This window comes from Erwinia phyllosphaerae (assembly GCF_019132875.1).
Lineage (GTDB): Bacteria > Pseudomonadota > Gammaproteobacteria > Enterobacterales > Enterobacteriaceae > Erwinia > Erwinia phyllosphaerae.
The window spans coordinates 61,941-79,610 of the sequence record NZ_JAHSPF010000011.1 but is presented as its reverse complement, the minus strand read 5'-3'; the positions used below and the strand labels follow the sequence as shown (position 1 = coordinate 79,610).

At 53.7% G+C, this 17,670-nt stretch carries 13 protein-coding genes; 3 read left to right on the top strand and 10 right to left on the bottom strand.

The genetic code is table 11. The features are described from left to right. Positions 1-285 precede the first annotated feature (285 nt). Positions 286-828 (top strand): GNAT family N-acetyltransferase, encoded by a 543-nt coding sequence (locus KUE00_RS17825; protein WP_246761337.1) that lies wholly within the window; start codon positions 286-288, stop codon positions 826-828. Between the two features lie 82 nt (positions 829-910). Here KUE00_RS17825 and KUE00_RS17820 read toward each other — a convergent pair whose 3' ends face one another. Next, entirely contained in the window at positions 911-1,978 is a 1,068-nt protein-coding gene (locus KUE00_RS17820; protein WP_246761336.1) for an SDR family oxidoreductase, read from the bottom strand. Positions 1,979-2,076: 98 nt separating this feature from the next. Between KUE00_RS17820 and KUE00_RS17815 the strand changes: the two genes are divergently transcribed. After that, on the top strand, positions 2,077-2,985 hold the full coding sequence (locus tag KUE00_RS17815; protein ID WP_281434665.1) for a LysR family transcriptional regulator: 909 nt from the start codon (positions 2,077-2,079) through the stop codon (positions 2,983-2,985). Here the strand turns inward: KUE00_RS17815 and yjdN are convergent. The 8 genes from yjdN to KUE00_RS17775 form a co-directional block, all read right to left on the bottom strand. Further along, a complete protein-coding gene (gene yjdN / locus KUE00_RS17810; protein ID WP_246761335.1) occupies positions 2,975-3,415 on the bottom strand; it encodes a VOC family metalloprotein YjdN in 441 nt (146 codons plus the stop codon). The genes KUE00_RS17815 and yjdN overlap by 11 nt on opposite strands. Before the next feature lie 211 nt (positions 3,416-3,626). After that, positions 3,627-4,919: a cytosine permease gene (locus KUE00_RS17805; RefSeq protein ID WP_246761334.1), complete on the bottom strand. Its 1,293-nt coding sequence runs from the start codon at positions 4,917-4,919 to the stop codon at positions 3,627-3,629. A gap of 16 nt (positions 4,920-4,935) precedes the next feature. Continuing rightward, entirely contained in the window at positions 4,936-5,622 is a 687-nt protein-coding gene (locus KUE00_RS17800; protein ID WP_246761333.1) for a helix-turn-helix transcriptional regulator, read from the bottom strand. A gap of 12 nt (positions 5,623-5,634) precedes the next feature. Continuing rightward, positions 5,635-6,048: a GNAT family N-acetyltransferase gene (locus KUE00_RS17795; protein ID WP_246761332.1), complete on the bottom strand. Its 414-nt coding sequence runs from the start codon at positions 6,046-6,048 to the stop codon at positions 5,635-5,637. A gap of 360 nt (positions 6,049-6,408) precedes the next feature. After that, a complete protein-coding gene (locus KUE00_RS17790) occupies positions 6,409-7,725 on the bottom strand; it encodes a c-type cytochrome (RefSeq protein ID WP_425523591.1) in 1,317 nt (438 codons plus the stop codon). An 11-nt stretch (positions 7,726-7,736) separates the two neighbouring features. Next, positions 7,737-9,518, bottom strand: a complete 1,782-nt coding sequence (locus tag KUE00_RS17785; RefSeq protein ID WP_246761330.1) for a GMC family oxidoreductase — start codon at positions 9,516-9,518, stop codon at positions 7,737-7,739. After that, the gene (locus KUE00_RS17780; RefSeq protein WP_246761329.1) at positions 9,518-10,252 is read right to left on the bottom strand and encodes a gluconate 2-dehydrogenase subunit 3 family protein; all 735 of its coding nucleotides are present in this window, start codon (positions 10,250-10,252) and stop codon (positions 9,518-9,520) included. Before KUE00_RS17780 ends, KUE00_RS17785 begins: the two co-directional genes overlap by 1 nt. 504 nt (positions 10,253-10,756) lie before the next feature. Continuing rightward, positions 10,757-13,651, bottom strand: a complete 2,895-nt coding sequence (locus KUE00_RS17775; RefSeq protein WP_246761328.1) for a bifunctional diguanylate cyclase/phosphodiesterase — start codon at positions 13,649-13,651, stop codon at positions 10,757-10,759. Positions 13,652-14,031: 380 nt separating this feature from the next. Here KUE00_RS17775 and sbmA point away from each other — a divergent pair, with 380 nt between their 5' ends. Continuing rightward, complete coding sequence (sbmA, locus tag KUE00_RS17770) at positions 14,032-15,249, top strand: peptide antibiotic transporter SbmA (RefSeq protein ID WP_246761327.1); 1,218 nt, start codon at positions 14,032-14,034, stop codon at positions 15,247-15,249. 270 nt (positions 15,250-15,519) lie between these two features. On the opposite strand, the gene KUE00_RS17765 is transcribed toward sbmA, so the two are convergent. Then, positions 15,520-17,166 carry a dihydroxyacetone kinase subunit DhaK gene (locus KUE00_RS17765; RefSeq protein WP_246761326.1) on the bottom strand — a complete coding sequence of 549 codons (1,647 nt, stop codon included), beginning with the start codon at positions 17,164-17,166 and terminating at the stop codon, positions 15,520-15,522. Positions 17,167-17,670: the final 504 nt, after the last annotated feature.

The following is a 17,670-nucleotide window of genomic DNA, read 5'->3' as shown; positions in this document are numbered from 1 at the left end:
CCGGATAAATTCATCCTAACGCCGCAGGTATTTTTCGCAACAGTAAAGGGGTGATTGCGCTCATTGTTTCCATCAGGAAACAATTGTTGCCGACGCCGAAAATTGTGGTCATCAAGCACATTGCTCTTTGTAAACTAAGCCGCCTGCGGTAATCGACAGTTCAAACAGAAAAAACCATGCCCGATGCGGAATAACAATGCTTCGCCAGCAACGGTGCCAGCCGCTGACGAATGAACTAATCTCATTTCTCTGCCACCCACTTTTTTACCGCAAGCGGAGAGTTTTATGCAGATCGCCTTTTTCACCGCCGAAGACCGCTTTACCTTAAGCGGCTGGTTTTCCTCACAGGCAGACGTTACGCAGTGGGCCGGTCCTGGCGTTGCCTGGCCGCTGGACGACACTTTTCTTGCCACGCTGCTGGATTCCGGTCAGCAGCAGCCCGCTCGCCTGCTGACTTTCTCCGGTCGGATTAACGAAGAGTTGGCGGTTGTGGCACAGCTGGGGTTTGACTGGGATAACCATCTGGCATGCGTGTGCCGCGTGGTGGTGAATCCGGCGATGCGAGGAAAAGGACTGGCAGAAAAAATGCTGCAACAGCTTATCGCTACCGCCTTCAGACAGGAAGCCATTGAGCGTATTGAACTGCGCGTTTACACCTTCAACGCTGCGGCGATAAGAACTTATGAGAAGCTGGGTTTTATGCGGGAAGGCGTGCAAAGACGATGCGTGGCGGTTGGCGACGAACGCTGGGACTGCGCGATTTATGGCATGTTGCGGGAAGAAAGCCCGGCAATCAAACAAGGCGTAAAGCAGCCTTTGACGGCCTGATAAGGTAAATTATGCCGCGCGTTTTGCGCGGCATCTTCTGCAAACAGCCGTGACCGCCTGGTCAGCAGTTCGAGCCGCTTAATCAGGCCGGAATCAGGCGTTCCGCCTTCAGCTTATCAAACAGCGCGATAAAAGCATCGCGGGTGCATTGATAGCCGGTAAAGCCCCCCTTGCGGCTTTTGCTGATGTCGGTGATAACCTCCATCGGGCGGCCAAGGTCGGCGTCGGTATGCCACCAGGACGCCAGCTTGCTGACATCGGCTTCTTTAAGGTTGAACTGCTGCGCTATAGCCTGCCACTGCTCCGCCGCCGCATCCATTCGCCCTTCCAGCGGCTGCATTTCGCCAGGGAAAGGTGCCGCTTCGATACCGAAGTAGTTGGCGATTTCGCCCCACATCCACTTCCAGCGGAACACATCGCCGTTCACGACGTTATAGTCTTCGTTTTGCGCCGCGGGCGTAGTGGCTGCCCACTCCAGCTGCTGCGCCAGCACGCTTGCGCTGGTCATATCCGTAACGCCTTCCCACTGGGTTTTGGAACCAGGGAAGATAAACGGCTGGCCGGTCTGTTTGCACAGGCTGGCGTAAACGGCCAGCGTCTGGCCCATATTCATCGCGTTGCCGGTCGCAAAGCCGATAATGGTATGCGGACGGTGTACGCTCCAACTGAAACCATATTTTTCGGCCCCGGCGAAGACTTCGTCTTCCTGGGCATAGTAGAAATTATCGACCGGCTGACGGCCCTGCTCTTCACGGAACGGCGTCATCGGCACCGCGCCTTTACCATAGGCGTCAAACGGGCCAAGGTAGTGCTTCAGACCGGTGACCAGCGCTACATGGCCGCCTTTTAGCGTATCGCCCAGCGCTTCAATCACGTTACGCACCATCGCACCGTTGACGCGAATATTCTCTTTCTCATTTGCCTGGCGCGCCCAGACGCTGAAAAAAACTTTATCGACCTTAATATCCGCCAGCGCTTTTTTAGCAGATTCGCTGTCGGTCAAATCGGCCGTCAGCGACGTGCAGCCTGCCGGTACGGCAGTCCGTCCACGAGAAAGACCATAAACTTCCCAGCCATCGCCAAGCAGCTTTTCTGCCAGCGCGCTACCAATGACGCCGCTGACGCCAACAATCAATGCACGTTGTTGCATAATTCTCTCCTGATAAGACCTGACACTAAGCTTAATAGAGAATTAAAATCTCATCTCAGGTATAAATTCATACTATTTAAGAAAATGAGTCATCAATCATGGCTAACCGCGATCGCCTGAAAGACATTGCCCCTTTTGTTGCCAGCGTGGAGCACGGGAGCTTTACCGCCGCTGCCGAGTATCTTCATCTAACCAGTTCAGCCATCAGTAAGAGCGTGGCGAGGCTTGAAGAACGATTGGGGTCACGGCTGTTCGAGCGTACTACGCGCCGCCTGGCGCTGACCGATGCCGGACAGGCGTTTTATGAAACCTGCACCCGCGTGCTTGGCGAGCTGGCGGAAGCGGAATCGGTACTGGCCGCACAGCGCTCGATCCCCGTTGGCCGGCTGCGTATTGCCGTACCCAATACGTTTGGCCGCCTGCAGGTGATGCCTTTAATCAACCAGTTTTGCCTGCAAAATCCGGAGATGCAAATCAGCCTGGCGTTTTCCGATCGCTTTGTCGATCTGTTCGAGGAAGGGGTTGATATCGCTATACGCATTGGCGGATCTACAAACTTTCCGCCCTCGCTGGGCTTTCGCTTTTTGGGCAATGAGCGGCTAATCTTCTGCGCGTCGCCTGACTACCTACGGCAGCACGGGACGCCAGCCTCCTTACAGGAGCTGACCGAAAGACGCGCTATTGTTTATGATCGCGTGGACGGCAGTACCGGTCCGTGGCATATCGTTTCGCCGGACGGGCGCACCGTAACCAGAACAATGTCCTACCGTATGGCGCTGGGGGAAGGTGAAGCCCAGGTTTCCGCCGTGGTGGCCGGGCTGGGCGTGGCGCAGATGGCAACCTGGCTGTTAGACAAAGCGCTGGCCAGCGGCGCGCTGGTACCGATTCTGCCAGAACTGGCGGTAGATGGCCTGCCGCTGTATGTGGTCTGGCCGCGCAGAAAGCAGCTGATGCCAAAAGTTGACGCGCTGCTGACTGCGCTGGCAGAACTAAAAATCAGTCCGTAGACGGTTTATTGACGTTGATGCGCCACGGCACGCCAAATTTATCGATTAACGTACCAAAACCGGCTGCCCAGAAGGTTTCTTCCCACGCCAGCGTCACCTTGCCACCGGCGGCCAGGTTATCGAACCAGCGCTTGCCTTCAGCAGGATCGTCACTGGAAAGGCTGACGGCAAAGCCGCTGTAGTTAACCGCTTCGACGCTGTCGCTCATCTGCAGTTCGCCATCGCCGATATGCAACAGCGCGTGCATAATCTTATCGTCGGCAGGCTGTTCTGCGCTCGGGCTGTTCTGCTTCTGCGGCTGCTGTTTTTTCTCAGCAGACACGTCGCCCCAGGTCATTTTAACGCTCAGCCGTCCACCCGTTGCCTGCAGGTAAAAAGCGATAGCCTCTTCACAGTTTCCTGAAAAGTACAAATAAGGCGAAAGTTGCATAACATCTCCCTGATTTGAGGTTGAAGTTGAAAAACAAACATCGAGGAAAGTGTAGCAGGCGAATGATACTTGTTGATTTTTTTGGAAAGATTAAGGCAGATAGTGCAATAAAATACGCCCTGAGGATGCAGTAACATCGTCAGGGCGTTTAAGCTTTCTGCTGGCGAGATGACGTTATAACCAGGTCAGATTTTGCAGCCTGCGCGCCGCCTCAGGCCTTTTTTGGCCGACGAAAAATAACCTTTTCCGCCAGCGTTTCCAGCACCACATAACCGACGCAGGCCACGATAAAAGAGTTGATAGTAGAAACGCCCCACAACACATTCAGCCCGACATAGCCGCCCAGTAGCGTGGCGATAATAGCTGGCCAGCCGGTAAAAATAGTTTCTTCCGGCAGGCGGCCATCGTGTCGGTCAAGCCGTAACGGCAGGCTGTACTTCTTCAGCCAAAAGTACTCCGTCAGCATCACGCCCAGCGCTGGCGGCACGATTACCCCCAGCAGGTTCAGGAAATCCACAAAGTGATCCAGAATGCCCAGCACCGACAGCGTGGTGCCGAGCACGCCGAGCAGCAGCGTTACGTGACGATACTTTAGCTTTATGCCGCTCAGGCTTTCCACCGCGTTGATAATGCCCAGCGCCGACGAGTAGAGGTTAAGATCGTTAACCCTGAGCGTAGAGAAAATCACCGCAAACAGGCCTGCCGTGCCGGAGGCCAGCGTGATAATCGACATCACATCGCCGGTATTCAGTTTACGGGCGATAAAAATGGCCAGCCCGTTGATAATAAATTCGCCCAGGATAATCGTTGCCAGCGTCACGCCAAAAACATGGCTACCCTTTCTGGAATAGCGCGTGAGATCCGGCGTCATCAGGCTGGCAAGGATAGCGCCGCCCACCACCAGGGTAATACCTGCATTGACCGACAGCATTTCTTTACCCGGCGTGACAACCGCCAGCGCGTGTACGTGATCGGTGGCGAGCGTCTGCCAGGATATCCAGGCGATCAGCGCAACAAATACCGGCACCGCTATCCGTGCCGTAAAGCGCAGCGCTTTAAAACCAAAAGCCACCAGCGTCGTCAGAAACAAGCCGGAAATCGTTGCTGCCGTTTGAAAGCTCAGAACGCTGGAAAACGCCGTACTTAAAGATTTGGCAAAGATGGCGTTCTGAATGCCGAACCAGCCCAGCAGGCTAATTGCCACCACGACGCCAATCAGCGCTGACCCCGTACGGCCAAACCCGCACCAGCGTGCCAGCAGGCTGCCTGACAGCCCCTCTTTCATGCCGATATAGCCAAACCCAAAGGTAATCAGGCCAAACAATAAGCTGCCCACCAGAATAGCGGTTAGCGCCGCCGACAAGGTCATGCTGTCGCCCAGTACGGCACCCAGCATAAACTGGTCGAGCGCGGTCAGCATGCCCATATGCACAATAGCGACGCTAAAAAAAGAGACTCGACTGCTTTCCGGCACGCGCTCAAGCGGAAAATCGTTGATTTGCATGGTTGGCTATTCCGTATTAAATAAAGTGAATCCCTTTCTTAATAAGACGGACAGGGATATAGTTTTCCAGGTTATGAGCGATACAATATTCTTCAAACTGCTTCAGGGAATGCACATCGGCTTTTTGATATATCGTATAAACCCGGTTTTCAATGGTTTTGACGCTGGCGTTATAAATATTAGCGATCTCTTTCGCCGTATAGCGTTGCAGCATCAGAAAGATAATATCCAGCTCGGATTTAGTAAATGATTTATTATCCGTAACGGTTGTCAGCACCCCAGGCTTTTTCTGATTAATAAACTTTAATGGCGTCAGCGTGTCCAGCGGTTTGGCGCTCCAGACCGTGCCAATACAGTTTCCTCGTTCGTCAAATACCGGCAGTTTTTCACTGATAAAAGGCGAAAGGGTTTCTCTGCCGTACCAGTAATGCGTTTCAATGACCGCTACCCTTTGCTGGCTCTCTTCCGTCCGGCGATCGTGTTCCTGTAGATCTTCCGCGCACTCTGCCCAGCTGGCCGGAAACTCATGGTCGAACGCGCCTTCAACAGCAAAAGAAGAAGGCGTATTGGTATATAAAAAGGCGGCCTTGTTCATATAAATATGTCTTGAATCAAGGTCTTTGATGCCCCACGGCTCATTCAGATGCTCCATCGTGGCGATGAAGCTATTAAAATGTCTGTATTTCTCGCTGGCCTGCGGCATACCTTTTCCCTTTTATGAGAACGACTTGTGCAAATAAAACCGCGTGTGCTTGCCCAGATATCCCCCAAGGCTGCCGTAGACGCTGTAGCCCAGCTTCTCGTAAAAGCCTCTGGCCTGGAAATCGAACGTATCTACATAGGCCATCTGACAGCCGCGCTCTTTTGCTACTTCTTCTGCTTTGAGCATGAGTTCCCGCCCTTTCCCCAGGCCGCGCGCGGCTTCACCCACCCACAGATACTGTACTTCTAAACCTTGCCACCAGGTTCTGGCGACCAGGCCGCCGAGAATATGGTTTTGCTCATCGCGCAGCGTAAGAAAAAGCGGCTTAATATCGACTTCATCGAACTGGCTGTTGTGTTTCCATAAACCAGCAATAACAAACTCTTCATCCTGAACCGATGGCTTATCCGTGACAACAATTTTCATTCTTACTCCAGATATTAATTAATAGTCAGCCGTGTCAGATAACACTTTGCAAAGAATAATTCAAGAGGGGTTTATACGGTATTATAAATAGCGAGTTATTGCTTACTATAATGTCATAACTACTACGATACTGCCTTTGCTTTACTTTTAGCTTAATGCCAACACCCGGGAACTATTCCCTTGCGTAATTAAAAATTGATACTGTAAAAATAACCGATGTTTATAGGCTATACACAAACAAACTTTCACTGCGTCACTTTCTCATAAGGAAAGCATTTTAAAAATTAGTTTTAATCACATAAAAAAACGGCCGGGAAACCGGCCGTTTAACATTTTAGCGTGCTTAGCTGCCTGTAAAGGTTATTTCACCTCGGTCAGCTTCTCAATATCCACGCTACCCTGCTGCTCAGCATCGTTTTTACGCACTTTCGCCACGTCGCTGGCGCTGACCTGGTTTTTCGCCGTATTGCCCCAGCTGGTACGAATAAAGTTCACCACATCGGCAACCTGCTGGTCGTTCAACCGCCAGCCGAAAGCGGGCATGGTAATAGCAGAAGGTGCGCCCTTCACGCCTGGCAGCGTTGCTCCACTCAGAACAATGTGGATAAGCGAGGTCGGATCCTCAGCCAGCACGACGGCATTACCGCTGAGCTGTGGGAAGGCGCGCTTATAGCCCTTGCCGTCCGTTCGGTGGCAGGCTCCGCAGCTGTCGACATAGAGCGCCGCGCCAGCCTTGCTGTCATCGCCTTTCCACAGCGCTTTCGCCACCGTATCGTCCGGCGTGAAGCCAATCTGGTTTGGATCTTTTGCCCCCAGCGATTTCAGATAGTGCGCAATAGCAGTGATATCTTCATCGCTTAAATGTTGCAGGCTATGCTGCACCACTTCAGTCATGCCGCCAAACACAGCGGTATGGTCATTGCGGCCGTAGCGCAGAAACTGCGTCAGCTCATCTTCGCTCCAGCGACCCAGCCCATCCCGGTTATCGCCGCGCAGATTGTTAGCGGTAAAGCCGTCAATGGGAGTAGCGCTGCCGGAAAGATAGCTGCTGCCTTCACTGTCGTTAAGCGCTTTTTCCTGCATGGTAAAGCTGCGTGGCGTGTGGCATGCGCCGCAGTGCCCCAGTCCTTCCACCAGATACTGACCCCGAGCCAGCACCGCATCCTGGCCTTTCATCGGCTGGAAAGCTTTTACATCCGGTGCAAACAGGCCGCGCCAGATCGATAACGGCCAGCGCATCGACAGCGGCCACGGAATATCGCTTTTATGGTTAGCGGCCTCAACCGGTTTTACGCCGTGCATAAAGTAGGCGTACAGCGCGTGCATATCTTCATCGCTGACGACGGCGTAAGAAGGATAAGGCATCGCCGGATAGAGCGTATCGCCATTCTTCGCTATGCCGTGACGTACCGCTTTCTGAAAGTCGTCATAGGTGTAGTCGCCGATGCCGGTTTTCTTGTCCGGCGTAATATTGGTCGAATAGATATTGCCAATCGGCGTCGCCATCGACAGGCCGCCAGCAAAAGTTTCTCCGCCCATTTTCGTGTGGCAGGCTACGCAGTCACCGGCGCGCGCCAGATATTCGCCGCGCTTAATCAGATCGGCACTATTGTCTTCTGCCGCCGCAGCGGCAAAAGTTGTCATACCCAGCAGCAAAGCCGGGATCAGCATTTTCATCATGGTTATCCTTAAGCCTGCACCAACGGACCCGGGTTCTTCAGGTACTGTTCACGAATCGCTTTGGCTGACCAATAGGTCAGCGCCGCCACCATGCCGGTTGGGTTGTAGCCCAGCCCCTGCGGGAAGGCGGAAGCGCCCGGAACAAACACGTTAGGCACATCCCAGCTTTGCAGATAGCGGTTAATCGCGCTGGTTTTCGGATCTTCGCCCATGATCGCGCCGCCGTTCATATGCGTCGTCTGATAAACGGTGGTGTCGAAATGCGTGCCCGGCATTTTCGGCGCGCCGCTGATCAGCTTCGGATTCATTGCCTCAGCGATTTTGTGCATCTGTCCATGCATAAACTGCGACATCTTGATGTCGTTTTCCTGCCAGTCAAAAGTCATACGCAGCAGCGGCTGGCCGAAAGCATCCTTGTAGTTCGGATCCAGATCCAGATAGTTATTGCGATAGGACTGGTGCGCGCCGTGCGCATCCATAGAGACGTGATGCGTATAGTGATCAGCCACCGATGCTTTCCATTGGCTGCCCCAGGTCGGCGTGCCCGGAGGCGTGGGCAGGCCTGAAATCGGCTTAACGCCCGCCTGGTTTACCCACATTGGTGAGCCACCGACAAAACCGTATTTCCCGTGGTCAAAGTTGTCGGCGTTAAAGTCATCGACGCCCACGCCCGCGCCGCCCGCGCCGATAAAGTTATTGGTAAACACGTCTTTATCAAAGAAGGCTTTGATCGTAGAGATGTTCTGGTAGGCGAAGTTACGGCCTACGGTACCTTCGTTAGTCACCGGGTCGTAAGGCTTACCGATACCGGAAAGCAGCATCAGGTGCACGTTATGGAACTGGAAGGCGGACAGGATCACCAGGTCGGCTGGCTGCTCAATCTGACGGCCCAGCGCATCAACATAGGTCACGCCGGTCGCGCGCTTCTTGTCATCGGTCAGATTAACGCGCAGCACGTTAGCGTTTTCGCGCAGTTCAAACTTAGCTTCCTGACGCAGCGACGGCAGCACGTTGACGTTCGGTGACGCTTTGGAATACATGTAGCAGGCGTAGCCGCTGCAATAGCCGCAGAAATTACACGGCCCCATTTGCGCACCATAGGTGTTGGTGTATGGGCCGGAGGTGTTAGCAGACGGCAGATCGTAAGGATGCAAACCGATAGATTGCGCCGCCTGTGCAAACAGCTGCGCAGAGAAAGTCCGCTTCTGTGCTGGTAGCGGGAACTTATCGGAACGATCGGGCGCAAAAGGGTTGCCTTTGCCCTGACCGATAACTTTGCCTTTGACGCTCCATTCGGAACCGGAGGTGCCGAACACTTTTTCCGCCTTATCAAAGAACGGTTCCAGCTCGTCATAGGTGACGCCGAAATCCTGGATGGTCATACCTTCCGGAATAAACTTTTTACCGTAGCGCTCTTCATAATGGCTGCGCATGCGTAGCTCAATCGGGTCGACGCGGAAATGCACGCCAGACCAGTGCAGACCTGCGCCACCGGTACCGGTGCCGGGTAAAAACGCGGCAAGCTGGCGGTAAGGCTGCGCGGTTTGCGCCGAATTATGGCGAATGGTTACGGTGCTTTTGGACAGATCCTGGAACAGCTTTTTACGGATGTTATAGGTAAGCTCGTCAATTACCTGCGGATAGGCACCGTCAGGATAGGTATCACGATGCGGGCCGCGCTCCAGCGCTACCACGTTTAAACCCGCTTCGGTCAGCTCTTTCGCCATAATCGATCCCGCCCAGCCGAAGCCGACGATCACCGCATCTACTTTTTTCATCTGGTTTGCCATTACGCTCTTTCCCCACGAATTGATACCGGAGGAAACGGATAGCGCTCGCCACGTTCAACCCAGTCCATAAAATCGGCGCGTGCGCCAGGGAAGCCAATCAGCTTCCAGCCGACCATGCCCTGATTGCCGCCGTGAATCGGATCGCTGAAGAAACCTTCGCGAGTATTTTGTAACAGGAAAGAGAAGAAAACCTTCGCCGGCACCTGTTTAAACTCCGCTTTCCCGGCTTCAAACGCCTGTAGCAGCGCATCCTGCTGGTCGTGGTTTAGCTCAGCAAACACTTTGCCATGCTGCGCTTTCGCAAAGGCATCCGCGTCGGCCAGGCCCAGGCGATAGATATCGCGCGGGATTAGCGGATACTGGTACCCCAGCTCTTTATCCGCATCCGGGTGAAAAGGACCCTGCATATACCAGTTTGCGCCCGTGGCGTACGGCGTATTCATCTGGCGATCGATATATTCCGGCACGCCAGCTTCCAGTGCGCCAGGGCCGCGATCGTCAGCGGGGATCAGGCGCGCCACGGCCGCTTTTACCAAAGCGTATTCTTCCGGCGTGAACCAGGTGGGCTGATAGTCCCGTGCCTTTTGCGGGCCTGCGGGTTCAGGCGCGGCGGCGGCGGGTGTAGGTGCAGTTAAAGCGCCAAGGCCGGTACTGCCGATGGCGACAGCGGGCGCGAGCGTAATAGTTTTTAGCAGAAAATCCCGGCGGGAGTTTCTGATGGTTTCTTCCGACATGTCATTGCCTTTATCAAAAATTGCCTGGTACAACAGCTAATAAGAATTTGCGATTTATGCCCCGTTAACCTGTTTTTTTATAAAAATCGAGGGCTGGCGTGATTTGTATCAATGTTACCGGTAACAAAACGTGCATTTTAACAGGTATAGCTGCAAAAATTTAGATCAAATAAACAAAATCGCACAATTTTATTAACATTCAGGACGCACTGAGAATCGCTTATCCATAGCTGAAAAACAATTTATGCAGCCCGCAGGCGGCGCAAGGCCTGGCTTCTGGCGTGGCGTGCTTCTGGCTTTGCTTGCCTCTGACCTGACGTGCTTCTGACCTGATCTGACCTGATCTGATCTGACCTGGCGTGACATGGCGTGGCGTGGCGTGGCGTGGCGTGGCGATTTTAATCATGTACGGAAAGGAAGGGTGTATACGGCTGAATGGGGTAAACACCAGCAGGCGGCAGTCTTTCCCCGCCCGTTGGTGTTGATAATTTGCTTAATTATCGTTTACTTACGTGGGGAAGATGAGTGGTTTTCTCCTGCCAGCTTCTCCGTTGAGTTGAACAGCTTCAGGCGCGTTTCCGACGGCTGTGGGCGGCCAAAATAGTAGCCCTGGAACAGCGTACAGCCCTCTATTTTCAGCTGTTCAAACTGCTCACTGTTTTCTACGCCTTCCGCCGTAATTTGAATATCCAGGCTGCGGCTCATGCCGGTAATGGCGCGAATTATTGCCAGCGCCTCGCGGCTATCTTTCATATCGTTAATAAACGACTTATCGATTTTGATTTTATCAAACGGAAAAGAGCGTAAATAGCTGAGTGAAGAGTAGCCGGTGCCGAAATCATCCAGCGCGATACGCACACCCAGCTTCTTCAGCTTTTGCAGAATGCGTATATTGACCAGCGTGTTATCCAGCAAGACCGATTCGGTTATTTCCACTTCCAGCCGGTAAGGTGCCAGCCCGGAATCTGTTAACGCCGCTTCGACCACCGACACCAGCGAGCTGTTTTTAAACTGGAGCGGCGACAGGTTGACCGCCACGCTCTGATCTTCCGGCCATTTCACCGCTTCGCGACAGGCTTCGTGCAGTGCAAACGCGCCGAGTGAATGGATCAGCCCGGTCTCTTCCGCCACGGGAATAAAGTCCAGCGGCATAATCAAACCCTGGCGGGGGTGATGCCAGCGCATCAGCGCCTCATAGCTGATAATTTTCTGGCCTTCGCCATCGGTAATCGGCTGATAATAAAGCTTAAGATGCCGATGGGTCATCGCTTCACGCAGGTCGTTTTCAATCATGCGCCGTTTGCTGGCGGCCTCGCCCATTTCGCTGGAGAAGTGTTCAAAACGATTGCGCCCGTTGCGCTTGGCTTCATACAGCGCCATATCGGCGCAGCGCAGCAGCTCGTCTGGCGTGGTCAGGCCAGCCGACGCCAGAGAGATACCAATGCTCAGCCCTACGGTCAGATTATGTCCGTCCACGTTGAAAATGGGACGGATCGCGTCAATCAGCCGGCTCGCTACCGCCTCGGCCTCTTCCACCTGCGTCAGGCCCGGCAGCACGATGGAAAACTCATCGCCGCCGTTACGCGCCAGCGTATCCTGCTCGCGCAGTACGCTACGCAGACGGCTGGCAACGGCGCGCAGCAGATCGTCGCCAACCTGATGGCCCAGCGCGTCATTCACATTTTTAAAATTATCCAGATCCAGGCAGAGCGCCGCCGTCTGTTTGCCGGCGTCAAAATCCTTACGCAGCGCTTCATTTAGCCGCTGGCTAAACAGCACGCGGTTTGGCAGGCTGGTGAGATTGTCGTGATGCGCCATATGATGAATACGCGCATCCGCCGCACGCTGATCGGTCACGTCGTCAGCAATCAGCAGCACGTAGCTGTTACGCGCGTCGTTACCGTTAATGATGGAGGCCGAAGCGTTAATAATTCGCTCGCCGCCACGGGTTCGCAGCAGCTGCTCGTTTTTATGCAGGCCTTCGTTACGCTGCGCGGCGGTTGCCAGCTGAGAAAAATAGCTGCTCAGTTCCGAAGGCATAAAGCTGTCCAGCTTTTTGCCGGTAATCTCTTTGGTCTTGACGCCCAGCAGCTGTTCCGCTTTGCTGTTCAGCAGCAGGACTTCACGCGACACCACGTCTTCTACTATCACGCACGAAGGAATATTAGCGATGATGGTGTCCAGAAATTTCGACAGCGAAGCCATGCGCGCGCTGTTCTGCTCGGCCAGATCTTTCGCCCGCAAAATTTGCTGCTCATATTCGCGCAGTTCGGTGCAGTCACGGGTAATTTTGGCGAAGCCCAGCAGATTGCCTTCGTCATTATAAATTGCCTCAATCACCACATGTCCCCAAAAAGCGCTGCCGTCTTTACGATAGCGCCAGCCCTGGTCTTCGAAGCGCCCAACGGTTTTGGCAATAGAGAGGTTGTTATCCGGTAAGCAGGCCAGCCGATCCTGGGCGCTATAGAAACAGGAGAAGTGTTTGCCGACGATTTCATCAGCGGTATAGCCTTTGGCGCGATGCGCTCCGGCGTTCCAGTTAACAACATGCCCTTTAGGATCGAGCATGTAGATAGCGTAATCGGTTACGCCTTCTACCAGTAGCCGGAAAACCTGTTCTCTTTCACGCTGTTCGCGCAGCGTGCGCTGTTGTTCGGTACAGTCGCGGGTAATTTTGGCATAGCCAATCAGCTTGCCGTCATCGTCATAAACAGCATCAATCACCACGTGCGCCCAGAAGGAAGTGCCGTCTTTGCGATAGCGCCAGCCCTGCTCTTCAAAGCGACCGGTGCGATAGGCGGTTTTCAGATTGGTTTCCGGCAGTTTCGCCAGCCTGTCCTGCGTGCTGTAGAAACAGGAGAAGTGTTTGCCGACAATTTCCTCGGCCGTGTAGCCTTTGGAGCGCCGCGCGCCTTCGTTCCAGTTCACTACGTAGCCATCCTGGTCGAGCATGTAGATGGCGTAATCGGTCACGCCTTCGACCAGCAGCCGGAATTTCTGTTCCTGCGCGCGCTGTTCGGCAAGCTGGGCCTGCTGTTCGGTACAGTCGCGGGTAATTTTAGCGAAGCCAATCAGTTCGCCGTTATCGACAATAGCGTCGATAACCACGTGTGCCCAAAACGCGCTGCCGTCTTTACGATAGCGCCAGCCTTCCGTTTCATAACGGCCGATTTTGCGGGCACTGGCAAGGTTGCGCTGTGGCACACCTTTGTCTTGCTCTTCCTCGCTGTAAAAGCAGCTAAAATTTCTGCCGACAATCTCTTGCGCCACGTAGCCTTTTGCCCGTTCGGCACCGGTATTCCAGTTAGCCACGGTTCCGTCAGGTGTCAGCATATAAATGGCGTAACCCGCTACGCTTTGCACCAGCAGCCGGTACATTACATCATCATTGTTATTCATTATTTTTCCGCCTGGGGAACAGTGTCCCAAAGAAGGCTCCGGCCTGTCGATAAGCCTGTACAGACAGCCCTGCCGGTAGAAGCGCGCCTTCTTATCCCGTGCCGCTGTTGCCTGTCACCGGATCGGGAAAACCAAAGCTCCTGAAGGCGCTTATCCGATTATCGGCCTCGTTTAAATAATATTCAGAGTTTATTTTGCCGAACCGATAAACAGAACTTAAGTGGGTATTGTGCCGGGACGGCTGGCGGATGTCATACATAACCAACCTTAGCCGCTGTTTTATTACTAAATCAGACAAACCGACACCTGCGGATACAATCTCAGCAAGACCATTAACATCCAGTCGGGCTATAAGAGGACGTAACCGTTCTGGAGTCGCTATGTTTAAATCCTTTTTTCCCCGGCCCGCACTGTTTTTTAGCAGCGCCGCCATCTGGTGTCTTTTTGCTGTTTTGCTGTGGTTTGAAGGCGGCAAAAGCTGGTTTTCTCATTTTTCGTTCTTTGCGCACGCCGCACCTTTACCCAATAACGCGCTGCGTTTTATCGCCCCCTCGGAAATCGCTTTTTATCTTTATTATCTGGCGGCCTTTGCGCTGTTTGCCGGATTCTGGCGCTGGTTCAGTCCACATCCGTGGCAGCGCTGGTCGGTAGCCGGAACCGCGCTGATTATCTTTGTGACCTGGTTTTCCGTGCAGATGAACGTGGCTATCAACGCCTGGTATGAACCATTTTACGATCTGATTCAGCGTGCATTAACCCATCCCAATACGGTGCAAATCGCCACGCTTTACCAGCAGCTTGGCGGTTTCCTCAGTATTGCGCTGATTGCCGTACTGCTCGATGTGCTGAATATGTTTTTTATCAGCCACTACGTTTTCCGCTGGCGCACGGCCATGAACCAGTACTATATGGCGCACTGGTCGCGGCTACGAGGGATTGAAGGAGCCGCGCAGCGCGTGCAGGAAGACACTATGCGCTTTGCCTCTACGCTGGAAGACATGGGGGTTAGCCTGATTAATGCCGTAATGACGCTTATCGCCTTTTTGCCGGTGCTGGTTGGGCTATCCGTTCACGTAAAGGATGTTCCGCTATTGGGCAACCTGCCTTATGCGCTGGTTATTGCGGTGGTGGTCTGGTCGCTGCTCGGCACCGGCTTGCTGGCTGTGGTGGGCATTAAATTGCCGGGCCTGTCGTTTCGCAATCAGCGCGTGGAAGCAGCCTATCGTAAGGAGCTGGTCTATGGCGAGGACGACGCCGCGCGCGCTACGCCGCCGACGGTGCAGAATCTGTTTGGTCTGATCCGCAAAAATTATTTTCGGCTCTATTTCCACTATCTCTATTTTAATATTGCCCGTTCCCTCTATTTGCAGCTTGATGTGGTGTTTGGCCTGGTGATCCTGTTCCCCTCTATCGTTAGCGCGGCGATTACCTTTGGCCTGCTTCAGCAGATCAATAACGTTTTTGAGCAGGTACGTGGCGCTTTCCAGTATCTGGTTTACTCCTGGACGACGCTGGTAGATTTGCTTTCCATTTATAAACGCCTGCGGTTGTTTGAACAGGTGCTGGACAGCGAGTCGACAACGGAAGAGGCGGTCTGAATCGACGGATAATGCGGCTGGCGTTTTGAAAAGCCAGCCGTAAACGGCTGGACATAGCATTTTGAATAGCCTGCCGTTAGCGGCTGGAAATAGCGTTCTGAAAAGCCTGCCGTTAACGGCTGGAAATAGCGTTCTGAATAGCCTGCCGTTAACGGCTGGAAATAGCGTTCCGAATAGCCAGCCGTTAGCGGCTGGAAATAGCGTTTTGAATAGCCAGCCGTTAGCGGCTGGCAGAATGCCTTCTCTGCCAGCTTTCACAACAACAGGCTTTTAACGCTGTGCGGCCAGCCGGGCAAAAACCTGTTCAACCGCGTAAGCGCCCGGATCTTTCACGCCGTTCAGGCTCTCCTGATTCAGATAGGAAGAGCGCCCCGCATTTGCTTTACCCATCTGCGCCGTTTTTTCCGCGCCCTCTTTGGCCGCTGCGGCTGCGTCATTGAGGCTTTTTCCGGCCGCCAGCTCGCTGAAAGCGGGGTCGAGCGCATCAATCATAGTGCGATCGCCAGGCCGCGCGCCGCCGTAATGCTGCATGCGCTCCAGGCCATAGCTCAGCGCTGCGGCCAACTTCTCGCCCTCTTCCAGCTTCTGCCCGGCAGAGGTGAACATAATCGACATCAGCACGCCGCTGGAGCCGCCCATCACTATTGCCAGCTCTTCGCCGATTAGCGTTAACAGGCTTTCCGTTTCGTTTAGCGGCAGCTTTTTCGCCTCCAGCTCCTGCAGAATTTTTTTCGCCCCGGCGGCAAAAGTTGACCCGGTATCGCCGTCGCCGACTTTGGCATCCAGCTGGTTAAGCTCGTTTTCCAGCTCAATCAGCGTGCCGCAGATGCAGGCCACCACGGCGGCCGCCTGGGCATTTTCCGACGGTTTAAATGTTTGTTGGCGCTCGGCCCTCTTGCCCTTAACTGATTTGCTCGCCTGTACCTTCAGCGCTGGCTGCCAGCCGCTCGCCTCTACCGGCGACAAGAGGGCCTGTGTCAGCTCGTCGGTCAGCCGCAGCGTGGAAAGCGAAAAGCCCTTCATATCCAGCGCGCTTACCAGCGTGGCTGGCCCAATCAGCAACTCAACGTTTTCCTTCAGCGAAGAGTGTAAAACCTCACGCGTCAGCACGGCCATCTCCAGCGCGGAGAAGCCGCCAAGGTTGTTGATTAACAGCGCAACCTTTTGCTTTTGCGGGTTATGCTCAGCCAGTTTTTCCACCATCAGAGAAACGATTTCACGACTGTCCTGCGTTTTTAGCGTGGTGACGCCAGGCTCGCCGTGAATGCCCATGCCCAGCTCGCTTTGCCCTTCTTTAACGCGCTCGTCCCGTTTTTCTCCCGGTACGTGGCAGCTGCTGAAGGCCAGACCGATGCTGGCCGTGGCGGCTATCGCTTCACTGGCGATGGCGGCGACCTCTTCCAGCGATTTACCGCTGGCGGCGGCGTGTCCGGCAACTTTATGCACCAGCGCCGTTCCCGCTATGCCACGCGGCTGAGGGTTGTCCGGCAGCGCGATATCGTCCGTGACCATTACCAGCTCGACCTTAAAGCCAAGCTTTTTGGCTTTTTCTGCCGCCAGGCCGAAGTTTAATCGGTCGCCGGTATAGTTTTTAACGATCAGCAGGCAGCCTTTTTCACCCGTAACGTTAATAATGGCGCTGAGCACCGCCTCCACGCTCGGCGAAGCAAAAATATCGCCGCAGACGGCGGCGGTAAGCATTCCTTTGCCGACGAAGCCCACGTGCGCCGGTTCATGGCCGGAGCCGCCGCCGGAAATCAGCGCGACTTCCTTTTTATCCCAGTCGTTACGTACCACCACCCGAATATCCGGCCCGGCATCAAGCAGGCTGAGGGTGTGATAAGGGTTAGCGATCAGCGTACCTTCAATGGCTTCGCTGACCACATCGCTTTTCTGATGCATAAAAAACTGTCTCATAAAACTTCGCTCTCCCGGATGAAAAAGACGTGCCTGAGCCACTAACTGTAGCCGAATTATTCAGCTGGCCGCGCAGGAAAAAGATTTGATAGTGGGCAGAAATTTAAATGAAACAGGCGCTTTGGCTCTGTCATATTTTTTTACTTTTCCAGACGCAAAAACAACAGGATTTTTTATCTTTTGGCCAAAAGAAACCCACCCATGTATTTACCTCTTACTGATCTGACCAGTAGCAATAAACCATCGGATAAATCTGAATAGGGCAAATTAGTACCGTGATATATAAGGGGTTATAATTGTCACGGCCCGGCATTAATCCTAATTAGCCCGTCATTTTGTTTTTGAGATTGCAGTACAACTGCAAATTAATATACAGTTTTGGTTATCGTTCTGCGGCAATGTGTAATAAAGCGTTTGCTGTTATCCTTGCCCGACAGACGATGTTTGACCCTCTGAGCAGAATAAGCTTCATCTCGCCACCACCAGGGCGTTACACGGGGCAGG

What these genes read in the sequence shown, in the direction of transcription:
- KUE00_RS17775 (WP_246761328.1), bottom strand. Translation starts at nt 13,651, where the DNA reads ATGAATAACAATGATGATGTAATGTACCGGCTGCTGGTGCAAAGCGTA.
- yjdN (WP_246761335.1), bottom strand. Translation starts at nt 3,415, where the DNA reads ATGCAACTTTCGCCTTATTTGTACTTTTCAGGAAACTGTGAAGAGGCT.
- KUE00_RS17815 (WP_281434665.1), top strand. Translation starts at nt 2,077, where the DNA reads ATGGCTAACCGCGATCGCCTGAAAGACATTGCCCCTTTTGTTGCCAGC.
- KUE00_RS17785 (WP_246761330.1), bottom strand. Translation starts at nt 9,518, where the DNA reads ATGGCAAACCAGATGAAAAAAGTAGATGCGGTGATCGTCGGCTTCGGC.
- KUE00_RS17795 (WP_246761332.1), bottom strand. Translation starts at nt 6,048, where the DNA reads ATGAAAATTGTTGTCACGGATAAGCCATCGGTTCAGGATGAAGAGTTT.
- sbmA (WP_246761327.1), top strand. Translation starts at nt 14,032, where the DNA reads ATGTTTAAATCCTTTTTTCCCCGGCCCGCACTGTTTTTTAGCAGCGCC.
- KUE00_RS17765 (WP_246761326.1), bottom strand. Translation starts at nt 17,166, where the DNA reads ATGAGACAGTTTTTTATGCATCAGAAAAGCGATGTGGTCAGCGAAGCC.
- KUE00_RS17780 (WP_246761329.1), bottom strand. Translation starts at nt 10,252, where the DNA reads ATGTCGGAAGAAACCATCAGAAACTCCCGCCGGGATTTTCTGCTAAAA.
- KUE00_RS17805 (WP_246761334.1), bottom strand. Translation starts at nt 4,919, where the DNA reads ATGCAAATCAACGATTTTCCGCTTGAGCGCGTGCCGGAAAGCAGTCGA.
- KUE00_RS17820 (WP_246761336.1), bottom strand. Translation starts at nt 1,978, where the DNA reads ATGCAACAACGTGCATTGATTGTTGGCGTCAGCGGCGTCATTGGTAGC.
- KUE00_RS17800 (WP_246761333.1), bottom strand. Translation starts at nt 5,622, where the DNA reads ATGCCGCAGGCCAGCGAGAAATACAGACATTTTAATAGCTTCATCGCC.
- KUE00_RS17825 (WP_246761337.1), top strand. Translation starts at nt 286, where the DNA reads ATGCAGATCGCCTTTTTCACCGCCGAAGACCGCTTTACCTTAAGCGGC.
- KUE00_RS17790 (WP_425523591.1), bottom strand. Translation starts at nt 7,725, where the DNA reads ATGAAAATGCTGATCCCGGCTTTGCTGCTGGGTATGACAACTTTTGCC.